A 12,590-nucleotide genomic window follows, 5' to 3' on the forward strand; every position below is an offset into this window, starting at 1 on the left:
ATGATGGTAATCATTTGATTACCAAAACAAGGAGGCTATGTGTACATCCTGAATAATGAAATTCTCGAATTCTAAAATCAAATACTCAATATGCCTGAGGTAGATTTTAAACAATTATTTGCATTTACACATCAATCTATAATCAATCCTTTATATTGGGGAGGAAAAATGATGAAGTTTGAAAAAATGATTATATTAAATGTGATCATTTTACTGATTCTGGTTGGTGGAGGATTTGGAGTATATGCATATTTCAATAATTCTACTAATTATTTGAGTACAGATAATGCTTCCATAGCCGGTCAACCAGTGTCAATTGTTGCTCCAGCATCAGGTAAATTAACAAATTGGAATGGAAACGTGGGAAGTTCATTTTCAAAAGATCAACAAATCGGAACAATTCTTTCCTCTGGAACGGGAACCGCAGCAAATACAAACATTCCAGTTAATATTCCTACCAACGGAACGGTTGTCCAGAATAACGCAGTCAGTGATTCCTTTGTTGCTGCCGGCACTCCTTTGGCTACAGCCTATGATATGAAGAATTTATGGGTAACAGCCAACATTGATGAAACAGCTATTAGTGATGTTACTTCAAATCAAGATGTTGATATTTATGTGGATGCTTTCCCTGACACTCCATTAAAAGGAAAAGTAGATTCAATCGGTCTTGCATCCGCAGGAACTTTTTCATTATTGCCTGCAAGTAATACCACCAGTAACTATACAAAAGTTACTCAGGAAATTCCTGTTAAGATCATCATTGAGGATACAAAAGGACTCCATCTTGTTCCTGGTATGAACGTGACCGTGAAAATCCATAAGTAGGTGATATGATGGTTCTATTAATCACGGTTTATGTTATTTTAGCTATTTTACTGTTGTTATTTATCAATTTCAGGATACTGAAACAAAAACTGCCGAATATTGATCAAGCACTATTGGTTCAAGAGAAAAGGATGAATGAAGAGGTCCGGGAAAATATTACTCAACCTGAACGAAGGGATACAGAACTTAAGAAACATTCGTCTGAATCATTGTATGAAATAGACCGGATTAAGTCCCCTGTTTTACAGATGACGATCATTATTCTTGGAGTGTTTATGGCTATTTTGGACACCAGTGTGGTCAATGTAGCGATTCCCAAAATGGAGACTGCTCTGAACGCTAGTACAGAGCAAATTCAATGGGTTGTAACAGGATACATGCTTGTACTCGGTATGCTCATTCCCATTTCCGGATGGTTGACGGATAAATTTGGAGCCAAAAGACTATTCCTATTTTCATTAGCCACATTCACCATAGGATCAGCATTATGTGGAATTGCATGGAATCTTGAAAGCATCATCATATTCCGCATCGTTCAAGCCCTTGGTGGTGCTTTGATGCAGCCAGTTGCCATGTCGATGATCTTCCGTATATACCCGCCAGAACGTCGGGGGACCGTTATGGGCATCTTCGGGATTGCCATGATGGCGGCTCCTGCCTTTGGGCCAGCACTAAGTGGATATTTAGTCGAATATTGGTCATGGCGGTATATTTTCTACATCAATGTCCCCATTGGGATTGTAGCTGTGATTCTTGGAGTTCTAATGATGCACGACTTTCCCCATGAGTCGAAGGGTAAGTTTGATCTTTTTGGTTTTATCTTTTCGATTATCGGCTTTGGAAGTCTTTTATATGGATTTAATGAGGTTTCTTCTAAAGGATGGGGTTCCTCCGAAGTAGAGCTATTTCTTTCAGTGGGTGTAGTATGTTTAATCATTTTGGTCATTATTGAACTTAAAGTAAAAGAACCGATGATCCAGTTGCGGGTTTTTAAAAACTATCAATTTAACATGAGTCTTATCATCGTTTCCATTGTGAGTGTTTCAATGTTTGCAGGTATTTTCTTTCTTCCGCTGTATCTTCAAGATGTCCGAGGTTTTTCAGCTGTTCGAACAGGACTTTTCATGACACCAGCAGCACTGGCTTCTGCTGTCATCATGCCAATCAGTGGTCGATTATTTGATCGCATTGGAGCCCGTCCGCTAGGTATTGTCGGATTGGCTATTGTTACACTAGCTACGCTGGGATTTACAAATTTGGGCGTTGATACAAGCTCGAGCACCATTCAGTGGTTATACATTCTACGCAACGCAGGAGTGTCAATGGCGATGATGCCTCTCATAACAGCCGGTATGAATGCCATTCCGTTTGAAATGACGAATCAGGGTACGGCGATGAACAACACCGTTCGGCAGGTTGCTGCCTCCTTAGGAACGGCAATCCTTACGACTTTCATGACCACTCAAGCAAAAATTGCCGCTGCCCATATGTCTTGGCAAGTGACGGAAACCTCACTTACCGGTCAATTTTTGACGGAGATGCAACAAATATTGCATATTCACGGCATGGGGGCTACTGGTTCAAAACAGGATTCCGTATCCATGATGAATGGAATGATTCAGCAGAAAGCTTTTGTAACTGGAATGAATGCTGCCTTTATGGTGGCAGCCCTTTTAACCATGGTCGGAATAATACTGATCATCTTTTATGGAAGAAAAAAAACAAATAAAGAAAGTACGCCTACAAACGCACAAGCAGCAGTAATGGATTAGATTATTTAAAAGTAATTAGGAGAATTCGTGATTATGTGTTACACTTTGTTTACCATTTGATTTACTTGTTTACATGTGCCCTACTCATTCGTGAGTGGGGCTCCTTTTTTTTAAAGAAAAGGCTCTATTATTATTCATTGTTGATTTTTGTGTAAGTATTAGAATACATAGGCGGAGAATTTCCGGCTAATGTATATTGAGAAAGCTTAAGAAGCAGATATAAGCGGAGATATTCCGGTTAACCGCTCAAAATAAGACTAAATCCAAAGATTTGGATAAAATAAACGGAAAAACTTCCTTTATTTTTAAGGAAATAGGGGTATTTCCCAATTTAAACGGAATTTTTCCGTTTATTTTTCGAATACAGTGAAATCAAGTTTATAACAGCCAAAGAAAAAAACAGACTCTCTAAAGAGCCTGCTTTCATTGGTTCTAATTATTAAGCTTTACGAACGTTAGCTGCTTGAGCTCCACGTTGACCTTGCTCAACGTCAAAAGTAACTGTTTGACCTTCGTCTAAAGATTTGAAACCTTCGCCTTGGATCGCTGAGAAATGAACGAATACGTCTTCTCCGCCTTCACGCTCGATGAATCCGAAACCTTTTTCTGCGTTAAACCATTTTACTTTACCTTGTTCCATTTTTGTTTCCTCCTGCTGTGTGCTCTGCACACAATGTGTTACTATCCTTGCACTCAGTGATCATCAAGACGAAAAGTTAATCTTATACTATCCTTTACACCGAACAAAAATAATTCTTCTAAAGCTTAACATGTTTTAAAAGTAATTGCAAGTAGACATAAACCCAACCCATTTTTCACTCATGGATTTTCACAACTAGAGAGTCCCAAAAAATATATTTGTTACATCCTTATTGAAGCTTCTTTACATGATTCATTATTAATAAATATTTCACTTTAATTGAACAATAATAAAACTAAATGTAAAAAAAAGCCGGTGTAAAGAATGAGACAACATAAGAAAAAACTTCTCAATAAGAACTCAATTCCTTTTTTGTTGTTAGCAGTTATTCATTTAATTATGTTTATAATATTGTCAAAACGCAGTAAACAAAAGGGTACTTGGATTTTACTATTATCAAATATTGGTTTTGCTTATTTATTTGAGTATCCGACCCTGAATTTATTTAATGGTTATCGATACAAACCGTCCATTATGAAAAAGAGAGTGTTTGATTCAATTTTAGGAGGCATTTTCTCTCAAGGATTTTATGTTCCCATTACAGCTACGATTCTAACTCTACTTAACAAAAACTTTAAGTGGAAGATCAGTTTCAGCATTCTTTATTATTGTATTGAGAAATTATTTTTACGAATAAATATTTATAAAGTAAATTGGTGGAAGCCTATTTATACTTTAGTTTTATTAAATGGATATTTTTATATTAGTGATTGGTTTCATAAAGCACTTGCAACCCAAAAAAGATGGGCAATGGGAATTGCTCATTTTATGGCTATTGAAGTAGTTTGGATTACTATCATGTATATTTCAGCAGTAAAAGGTTATATTCGATTTGGCCGTGGTTATTTTCACACATGGACTCAACATTTTAAAATAGTGCCTTTATACAGTTTGATCCTCTCTTTGATCGCTATCTATACTTCTTCAAAGACTGAGTTATTTTATAAGATATTACTACCATTAAGCCAACTTTTGATTGATTTGACTTTGATAAAATTAAAAATTTTTAAGGTGAGGATCAAATCACTTTTTTTTACTAGTTCTCGATACTTACTAATGCCCTTTATTTCAAAATTTTTGTATAAAACCATTTACAAAAAATAAAATAAAGGAATAATTTATCCTTACCGGTACCCCCCCTTTTATTCCATCATCTTGCAGAACCATTATTACGAAAATAATTAGACAGCCTTACCGGTGTCATTAGAGCTAAGTAAGTAATTGCGAGAGACCTCTATTTCTAATAGAGGTTTTTTGAAAAGTCTATTTTAAGGAATGCCATGAATGTATTCTGGTAATTCCGTTTTCTCACCAGAACCTATCAATTTCCATCATCATTTACCTCTGTTATAACACGCTTTCATGCTTCCGTTACTCTCTCACAAGCCTACTCTCTTTCCCTCAAACCGTAGCATTTTCACATTGTTATCATTCATTTCCAAATACATGGACGTTTTATTTGTGCCATTCTGTATACTTCCTAATTAATTGTACCATAATGAAATTTGAATAAAATCCGTTTAATGGAGACTATGAGCGTGATGAATATGATGAAAAAAATGAAGGGATTCATCAAATTTTTCTATAACACCCAACGTTCACTTGAAAATGAACAGAATTCATTAAAAAACGAAGTACTAACCGGAGATTTAAAGCACGATACCAAAAAATTAAAAATAATTTTCGAACGTTCCTCCGATATTGTGTTTCGCGAATTTCAAGTAGGCAGACAACACGGAACGCTTATCTTTTTAGATGGACTTGTCAATATCGAATTAATTGATTCAGATGTTTTAAAGCCGTTGTTAAACTATGGAAATGATCAAGGACCCTTACTGATTAAGCAATTAGTTATGGATCAAGTCATTACCGCAGCACAAGTAAAAGAAGGACAATCTGTTCAGGATGTTATTGATCATGTTTTATCTGGTGACACGGTCGTACTTATCGATGGTCTACAACAAGCCTTATTCATCAGTTTACAACAATGGGATAAACGAAGTGTAGAGGAATCGTCAACAGAACCTGTGGTTCGAGGACCCAGGGAAGGATTTACAGAAAGCTTACGAACCAATACCGTTTTAATACGGCGAAGACTGAAAACCCCTAAACTAAAGATGGAAGCACTAACCGTTGGACGATTATCGAAAACGAAAATCGTCATTACCTATCTCGAAGGCATTGCAGATGACTCATTAGTAGAAGAAGTCCGTAAAAGAATTAATCGAATTGATATTGATGCCATATTGGAAAGCGGTTATATGGAGGAGTTAATCTCAGACCATCCATATTCTATTTTTCCTCAAATGGCTTATACGGAACGACCTGATAAAGTAGCGGGAAATTTATTAGAAGGACAGATCGGTATTTTGGTTGATACCACACCTTTTTGTCTCATTGCTCCGCAAACATTTTTTCAATTTCTTCAAGGCACGGAAGATTATTATCTGCGTTATCCTGTAGCTTCGTTTATTCGCATCATTCGGTATTTGTTTTTAATTATCTCTTTGCTTTTGCCATCCCTTTATATTGCGGTCACAACATTCCATCAGGAGATGATACCGACGAGTTTGCTCCTTAGCGTGGCGGCATCACGTGAGACTGTTCCGTTTCCGGCGTTTGTAGAGGCGTTAATCATGGAAATCTCCTTTGAAGGATTACGGGAGGCTGGTGTTCGTATGCCACGACCTGTTGGACAGGCTGTCAGTATTGTAGGTGCCTTAGTCATCGGTCAAGCAGCTGTACAAGCAGGAATTGTTTCAAATCCAATGGTTATGATTGTAGCACTAACTGGTATCGCTTCATTTATTAATCCAAGCTATAACCTAGGGAATTCTATCCGCATCCTTCGGTTTCCTATGATGATACTGGCGGGGGTCATGGGATTGTACGGAATTCTATTAGGAGCAATCGCCATTCAAATTCATATTTCCCGTCTTCGCTCCTTTGGGGTGCCGTATTTTTCACCTGTAGCTCCTATGGATACCGATAGCATCCTGAAAGACGTGATCATTCGCGCACCGCGCTGGGCAATGACGAAACGACCAGGGCTAGGAGTTAATAAAAAGACTACTCGAATGAATGATACACTGCGTCCTGGACCTCATCAGAATAAGTAAGCATCTAGACTAAAAATAAGATGAGGAGTGCATATGAAACGAATAATGACGTTACTTATCGTTATAGCACCTTTGCTGACTGGTTGTTGGAGCAGACATGAAATCAATGATGTCGCTATCGTACTCGGTGTAGCCATAGACAAGGCAGACGGTGGAAAACTTCGACTTGCTCTGCAAATTGCCGTGCCAAAGGCATCTGGAGGAGCTAGCGGAGCTAGTCAGGGCTCTAGTTCGACAAAATCAACCATGATGGTGTCAGCAGAAGGAGAATCTATCATGGAAGCCTATCGAATTATTCAAGAGAAAATCCCGCGTGAGATTTTCTTTGCTCATTGTCGTGTGATTATTGTGGGGGAAGCACTGGCAAGGGATGGAGTTTCTTCTGTTCTTGACTTCTTTTCAAGACATCGACAGTCTCACTTACGTTATTACCTTCTTTTTACGAAAGGAGAAGCTGTTGATATCTTACATTCATCACCTCAGTTTGAATCGGCTTTGGCAGAAGAAATTAGAGAAAAGGAAAAAACAGGAACTGGCGTTCGAGTTCGGGTTCGGGAGTTTTGGGAAAGAATGCTGTCGGATGGAGAAGAACCCGTTGCAGCCCAAGTTTCAAACTTACCCATAGAAAAAGGAAACCAGAACGAAAAAAATGGATCTGGAACATCGAAAAGAATTCCTAGTACTATTGGAGCTGCGGTGTTCCGAGGGGATCGATTGGTTGGCTGGTTAAATGATGAAGAAACTCGCGGGATCTTGTGGATTCGGAATGAATTCGAATCTGGAGTGATAGCAGTATCGATACCAAAGAAAAAAGGCGGCGGAAGGATATCAGCTCAAATATGGAAAGTATCCACTAAGATCAAACCAATAATTCATAATGGCAAGCTCAAAATCAAGATAGAAACTTATGGAGGAATAGAAATCTTTGAAAACTCTTCCAAGTTAGATTTAGGTAATCCAACAGTACTCGATACACTCCAATCGATGTATGAGAAGGATGTAGAAACAAGAATTCAGCTAACACTTGATAAGGCACAAAAAAAATTGAAGTCAGATATATTTGGTTTTGGACAAGCTGTAAATCGATCATACCCGAAGATGTGGGAAACGGATTATAAAATAAGATGGAATAATATTTTTCCAAATCTGGAAGTGGAAGTTGATTCTCATATAACCGTGCAGGGCACAGGATTTACTACAAAACCAGTGTTATTACCAGATGCCGCAAAATAAGTGACATTCTATTTCATACCCTTATGGACTAGCATCGTGCGTTTTACAAAACTTTTGTTATTACACTTAAGAAAGGAGGAATGACATGGAACGGATTTCTGTTTTTCAGCTTTTTACACTCACTGTGTGTTTCCAAATTGGAACCACAGTGATATTTGGCTTTGCTTCGTCAGCAGGAAGAGATGCATGGCTTTCCTCCTTAATCTCTATGTGTATAGGCATCATCATCATTGTCATGCAAACGTTCCTTATGGAATATAATCCAGGTTTAACGCTAGTGGAATGGTTTCCTGCGCAATTCGGGCGATGGTTAGGTGTGCCCCTTGCATGGTTGTACCCTCTTAATTTTTTGTATCTCGCCGGACGTACACTTGCTGATATGAAGTCGTTAATCCCAGCCACCCTTCTACCGGGAACACCATCATGGTTTGTCATTGCGGCCATGTTACTAGTTATTATCTATTGCCTATTTTCTGGAATAGAAGTGTTAGCACGGTTGATAGAATATTTATTACCCATCCTATTTTTGTTTTTCATCATAGAAATTGTCCTGTTTTTTAGTACAGGACTTGTCCATTTTAAAAATCTTCAACCGATCATTGGACAAGGCTGGGGAAAGGTTTGGTCAGCCGTATGGCCGACGGGAATTTCCATATCATTTGCGGAGACTCTGACACTAGCCACGATTTGGCCGTTAGTGAAGAAACCGAAAAAAATTAGGAAAACAACGATAGTGGCTTCTATCGTAGCCGGTCTGACTATTACTGTGTTTACCCTGATGGAGATCACCGTTTTTGGGGGAGATATTCTTCAGCATACGCTATATCCCCTATATATGTTAATTAGACAAATATCACTGGCTGATTTTCTGGAGAATTTAGATGCCATGGTAGCTTTAACGATGATTATCACAGCTTATGTTAAGATAACCGTTTATCTATATGTAGTCATTCGCTCGACTCAACTGTTACTGAACATACGTAGTAGTGCATCATTGGTTATCCCTATTGCGCTTCTTTCCTATTTGTTATGCATGACCATGTCAAATAATATCAATGAACACATATATGCTGGTTTGATAAATGCACAGAAGACTCTTGGGCCCATCCTATTATATGTCATTTTACCGAGTATACTGCTAATCGTTACGCTAATTCGAAAAAAGTGGTCAAAACAGCCAAAAGAAGTAGGAAAATACGAGGAGTTGTAGCATAAAGCATGGGTAAGTATCTATGGCCATGGCAAGTTCAAGTACTTATACAGTATCCGTGGGCGTTATATATATTTTTTATGATTCTTTCCATCCCTTTGTCCATCATTGCATGGAAACGACAGAAGAAATAAAGTTCTGGTGCAGATTCAGTTATTAAAAGAGAACGATACTTTCTAATAAGATTTATTTCAAATTGTTTTTTAAAAAACAATTTCCAAAAATTAAAAAAAGAACCCATAGTAGGTTAACGGAAAGAGAATTAAAGCCATTACATGATATTTTGAAAAGAAATGCGATGCTTCTTTAAGCATCGCACACAAAAGTTAAATAATCTCAAATTATTACATTTCAAAAAAGTTATCCCTTTCTACTTTACACACTCTTAGTGCGAAGTTCTTGTACCATTCATTTTTACCTCTATTCTGAGCTACTTGGTGTGCTGAGTGTTCCTTCCAATGCTTAATTGCATCTAAAGAATCCCAATAGGAAACTGTAATCCCTAACCCTTCATCACGAGCACTTTCCACACCTAAGAATCCCTTTTGCTTTGAAGCTAACTCTTCCATTATTTCCGCCATTTTACCGTAACCTCTGTCACCCTCCGTTCTCTGTGACGAAAAAATCACTGCATAATAAGGTGGTACTGGAGTTTTTGCCATTCCACTCATATATCGATGCCCCCAAGTTTAACAATTTTTACAATTCTCACTTTACTATAATTTATGAATTTGTAAGATGTTTATAACGTTAATAACTCTACCCCTGGGTTAGTTCAGTAAGAAAAGTAAAATGAATACAAGTAGATAACTAATAGTAATGGTAACCTTAGTCTTGGAATAACGATTGTTATTCACCATTATCCCGCATAAAATGATAAATCTTCCAGAACCGCACATTACGTTTCAGTTGGTAAAAAACCACATGACTTTTCGAATCTCTTATGGTCCTTCAGTAGAGATGATTTACCTCCTTAACCATCATCGTTTAATTTTAATAAACTTCCACCTTTGTTTAAATACGTTCTATCGAAACCATTCTAATAATGGGAGGTCCAAAAATTATGAAAAGAATTCTATTCATTACACTATTTTTGTCTTTGCTTTATCCAATACCTTCTTTTGCAGAAAATGATAATGTTGTAAAGGCTGCTTTTATTAGGGACGGAAATCTTTGGACGTTTATCAACAACGAGGAAAAGCAAATTACTATAACCGGGAAAGTCTTGGGTCAGCCTAAATGGTCTAAAGACGGACAGTGGCTGCTTTATCAGAATGAAACTCCTGCAGATCGACCGAATAAAGAATTTCAACAAGAAATCTGGGCTTATCATGTTTCAACTGGTGAAAAAAAGAAAATATTTTATGACGGCAATTCCCCATCATGGTCGCCAACTAAAAATGTCATCGCATTCAATCAAGTAGGTACAATCAATATATCGGATTTATCACAGTTCTTAAACATTGCAGTGGGTGTTCACGGTTATATTTGGCTGCCGAATGGAAGTGGGTTTTTGCTATCGTCAGCTGGAACTCTTCAACCGGATGGCTGGACGAGTGCCATTCTTTATACTAAAAAAGTAGGAAAAAATTATAAAAATATTGTTTTATATGGCGGTGTTGATCGTTTATTTACCCTTCCAAGAGAGAGATTGGAACAAATAAGGATAACAAAATTATTGCAGTTCATGCAGACGATTTTAATTATTCTCCAAGTAAAAAATGGATTTCATTTATTGTCTCGCCAACCGCATCCTGGTCAATGGATAGTAATATGCTATGTGTCATCTCAAGCGAGGGCAAGGATTTTAATGTATTAGATGAAATTATTCGTCAGGTCGGAGAACCAAAATGGGCGCCTTCAAGTGATACTATTGCCTATATTGCCGGTGGCGGAAGAATTGTTTTTGGATTTAAAAATAAAGATTTAAAAATAGAGGTAATGCCTGCATCAACAAAATATACTCCAGAAAACTACATCGATCTTGATTTTGATTGGATTTCTGACAACGCAATAGTTTCATCTAGAAGCAAAGAAGCAGAATGGTCAAATTATTTTAAGAAACATCCCTTACCGTCTATTTATTTAATTAAAATCAAAGCAAATAAGCAACAAAAAATAACAACACCGCCTAAAGAATATGGTGATTATAATCCATTATTCGTAAAATCGATTGATAAGATTGTTTGGTTCAGAGGAACCTCGATAACAGATAACAATAGAAACCTTTGGAAGGCAAATACGAATGGGACACAAGCAAAACTATGGATTAAAAACGTGGATACCATTGAATTTTATCAAGGTGGTCAATGAAATGCTTGCGTCCTAAGCAATAGTTAAAGCGCCTTTTTGGCGCTTTTAAAATGGAATGAATTTCACTTTTAGTTGTTAAAAGAATGGGTCTGGCAGCCTAATACAAATAAAAATAAATCTATTCTTATTAAAGAAACCTGCCCAGTCTAGCTAAATAAAAAAGAACTTCCGCAGAAACCCTTTGTTACGTTCAAGTATCCGTTAGCTGAACAAGAACGTGACATCCCTTACGATATATTCAGATAAATTATACTTTTTGATTGCTTTCTATTCTGTCATTTACTCGGTGACCCGGGCGGATTATAGAATGGTGGAATTTTAAGCCATCCTCGTTTTTTCAGAAGTGTTTTTATGTTTGCTCCAAATGTCATGTATTCCTGTAAAAAATCAAGCCATATCAAACAAACATCATTACGTACGGACTCATTTATGGCGTTAGCACAATATGAAATACCTAGATACATTTTAATACTAATGCTGTTTGCAAGTTCATCATCCGTCAATTTGACTCCGAGCGGTATTTTATTAGGGTCTGAGATTGGTTTCGGTTCACTTAACGGAGGTAAAGGTACTCCTTCAAATCGTAAAAATGCTGCGATTCGTTCATTCTGCGATTTGAACATTTTTATTGTTTCGTGATAAGCTTTCCTCAATTCGGGGTCCGTTGTACTGTTAATCCCTGCTTCTGAATGTACTTGTTCATCCGCCATTTCAGAAAGGAATGACCAAAAAGACATAACCTCACCAACATGTAAGGCTTGCTTTGGCTCATCGTCCATCAACGATTGCACGATATTTTTAACAGCTTCTAATACGTCTGGCATCTTTCTCACCTCCCTGTATACGGTGAACCTGCGGGAAGGTACGGCGGTGGAACTTTAAGCCACCCTCGTTTTCGCATCTGTGATTTAAATGTTGTTAAAAAGGTTATATGTTCCTGCAAAAATTTAGCCCATATCATACCAACATCGTTACGAATGGTTTGAGCTGATGAATTTGCACAGTTTGTAATCGCCATCGATATTTTTTTCTTAAGGCTGTTTGCAAGTTCTTTATCCGTTAACTTGACGCCTAACGGGACACTATTTGGATCTGAGATTGGTTTCGATTCACTTGTAGGTGGTAAGGGTACTCCTTCTAACCGCAAAAATGCTGTGAGCTGCTCTTTCTGTGATTTAAACATCTCTACTGCTTCATGAAGCGTTTTTCTCAATTCAGGGTCGGTTGTGCTGTTTATACCTGCTTCCGTCTGTACTTGTGTCTCCGCGATTAACGCTAAAAATAACCAGCAAGACATAACTTCACCAACATGTAATGGTGATTTGGGCTCATCGTCAATAAATGATTGCATTAAATTTTTAATAGCTTCCAGTACATCAGGGCACATACTTTACCTTCCTTTCTTTCATTTAATT

At 37.4% G+C, this 12,590-nt stretch carries 12 protein-coding genes; 8 read left to right on the top strand and 4 right to left on the bottom strand.

What is annotated here, in order from left to right; all coding sequences use genetic code 11:
- Nucleotides 1-168 precede the first annotated feature (168 nt).
- Both JOC76_RS10610 and JOC76_RS10615 read left to right on the top strand, forming a co-directional pair.
- A complete protein-coding gene (locus JOC76_RS10610) occupies nt 169-828 on the top strand; it encodes an HlyD family secretion protein (protein WP_205177588.1) in 660 nt (219 codons plus the stop codon).
- An 8-nt stretch (nt 829-836) separates the two neighbouring features.
- The gene (locus JOC76_RS10615; protein ID WP_205177589.1) at nt 837-2,600 is read left to right on the top strand and encodes a DHA2 family efflux MFS transporter permease subunit; all 1,764 of its coding nucleotides are present in this window, start codon (nt 837-839) and stop codon (nt 2,598-2,600) included.
- Nucleotides 2,601-3,039: 439 nt separating this feature from the next.
- Here the strand turns inward: JOC76_RS10615 and JOC76_RS10620 are convergent, their stop codons facing one another.
- Nucleotides 3,040-3,240, bottom strand: coding sequence for a cold-shock protein (locus JOC76_RS10620; protein ID WP_042463323.1), 201 nt, complete (start codon nt 3,238-3,240; stop codon nt 3,040-3,042).
- A gap of 324 nt (nt 3,241-3,564) precedes the next feature.
- Between JOC76_RS10620 and JOC76_RS10625 the strand changes: the two genes are divergently transcribed.
- The 4 genes from JOC76_RS10625 (at nt 3,565) to JOC76_RS10640 (ending at nt 8,862) form a co-directional block, all read left to right on the top strand.
- The gene (locus tag JOC76_RS10625; RefSeq protein ID WP_205177590.1) at nt 3,565-4,404 is read left to right on the top strand and encodes a hypothetical protein; all 840 of its coding nucleotides are present in this window, start codon (nt 3,565-3,567) and stop codon (nt 4,402-4,404) included.
- 437 nt (nt 4,405-4,841) lie between these two features.
- Complete coding sequence (locus JOC76_RS10630; RefSeq protein ID WP_239557688.1) at nt 4,842-6,419, top strand: spore germination protein; 1,578 nt, start codon at nt 4,842-4,844, stop codon at nt 6,417-6,419.
- Nucleotides 6,420-6,452: 33 nt separating this feature from the next.
- Nucleotides 6,453-7,652, top strand: a complete 1,200-nt coding sequence (locus JOC76_RS10635) for a Ger(x)C family spore germination protein (RefSeq protein ID WP_205177592.1) — start codon at nt 6,453-6,455, stop codon at nt 7,650-7,652.
- 85 nt (nt 7,653-7,737) lie between these two features.
- Nucleotides 7,738-8,862, top strand: a complete 1,125-nt coding sequence (locus JOC76_RS10640; protein WP_205177593.1) for a GerAB/ArcD/ProY family transporter — start codon at nt 7,738-7,740, stop codon at nt 8,860-8,862.
- 344 nt (nt 8,863-9,206) lie between these two features.
- On the opposite strand, the gene JOC76_RS10645 is transcribed toward JOC76_RS10640, so the two are convergent.
- Complete coding sequence (locus JOC76_RS10645) at nt 9,207-9,533, bottom strand: antibiotic biosynthesis monooxygenase family protein (RefSeq protein ID WP_205177594.1); 327 nt, start codon at nt 9,531-9,533, stop codon at nt 9,207-9,209.
- Nucleotides 9,534-9,925: 392 nt separating this feature from the next.
- Here JOC76_RS10645 and JOC76_RS29955 point away from each other — a divergent pair, with 392 nt between their 5' ends.
- Together JOC76_RS29955 and JOC76_RS29960 are read left to right on the top strand one after the other, a co-directional pair.
- Nucleotides 9,926-10,681, top strand: coding sequence for a TolB family protein (locus JOC76_RS29955; protein WP_239557672.1), 756 nt, complete (start codon nt 9,926-9,928; stop codon nt 10,679-10,681).
- Complete coding sequence (locus JOC76_RS29960; protein ID WP_239557673.1) at nt 10,624-11,175, top strand: hypothetical protein; 552 nt, start codon at nt 10,624-10,626, stop codon at nt 11,173-11,175. The genes JOC76_RS29955 and JOC76_RS29960 overlap by 58 nt, the downstream gene beginning before the upstream one ends.
- 275 nt (nt 11,176-11,450) lie before the next feature.
- Here the strand turns inward: JOC76_RS29960 and JOC76_RS10655 are convergent, their stop codons facing one another.
- Complete coding sequence (locus JOC76_RS10655) at nt 11,451-11,999, bottom strand: DUF3231 family protein (RefSeq protein WP_205177595.1); 549 nt, start codon at nt 11,997-11,999, stop codon at nt 11,451-11,453.
- Nucleotides 12,000-12,004: 5 nt separating this feature from the next.
- Nucleotides 12,005-12,562, bottom strand: a complete 558-nt coding sequence (locus JOC76_RS10660) for a DUF3231 family protein (RefSeq protein WP_205177596.1) — start codon at nt 12,560-12,562, stop codon at nt 12,005-12,007.
- Nucleotides 12,563-12,590 lie beyond the last annotated feature (28 nt).

The sequence above is a fragment of the Neobacillus cucumis genome, from assembly GCF_016908975.1.
GTDB classification, from domain to species: Bacteria; Bacillota; Bacilli; order Bacillales; family Cytobacillaceae; genus Neobacillus; species Neobacillus cucumis.

Coding starts and splice junctions, on each gene's coding strand:
- JOC76_RS10610 (WP_205177588.1), top strand. CDS start 169: ATGATGAAGTTTGAAAAAATGATTATATTAAATGTGATCATTTTACTG.
- JOC76_RS10615 (WP_205177589.1), top strand. CDS start 837: ATGGTTCTATTAATCACGGTTTATGTTATTTTAGCTATTTTACTGTTG.
- JOC76_RS10620 (WP_042463323.1), bottom strand. CDS start 3,240: ATGGAACAAGGTAAAGTAAAATGGTTTAACGCAGAAAAAGGTTTCGGA.
- JOC76_RS10625 (WP_205177590.1), top strand. CDS start 3,565: ATGAGACAACATAAGAAAAAACTTCTCAATAAGAACTCAATTCCTTTT.
- JOC76_RS10630 (WP_239557688.1), top strand. CDS start 4,842: ATGAATATGATGAAAAAAATGAAGGGATTCATCAAATTTTTCTATAAC.
- JOC76_RS10635 (WP_205177592.1), top strand. CDS start 6,453: ATGAAACGAATAATGACGTTACTTATCGTTATAGCACCTTTGCTGACT.
- JOC76_RS10640 (WP_205177593.1), top strand. CDS start 7,738: ATGGAACGGATTTCTGTTTTTCAGCTTTTTACACTCACTGTGTGTTTC.
- JOC76_RS10645 (WP_205177594.1), bottom strand. CDS start 9,533: ATGAGTGGAATGGCAAAAACTCCAGTACCACCTTATTATGCAGTGATT.
- JOC76_RS29955 (WP_239557672.1), top strand. CDS start 9,926: ATGAAAAGAATTCTATTCATTACACTATTTTTGTCTTTGCTTTATCCA.
- JOC76_RS29960 (WP_239557673.1), top strand. CDS start 10,624: ATGGATAGTAATATGCTATGTGTCATCTCAAGCGAGGGCAAGGATTTT.
- JOC76_RS10655 (WP_205177595.1), bottom strand. CDS start 11,999: ATGCCAGACGTATTAGAAGCTGTTAAAAATATCGTGCAATCGTTGATG.
- JOC76_RS10660 (WP_205177596.1), bottom strand. CDS start 12,562: ATGTGCCCTGATGTACTGGAAGCTATTAAAAATTTAATGCAATCATTT.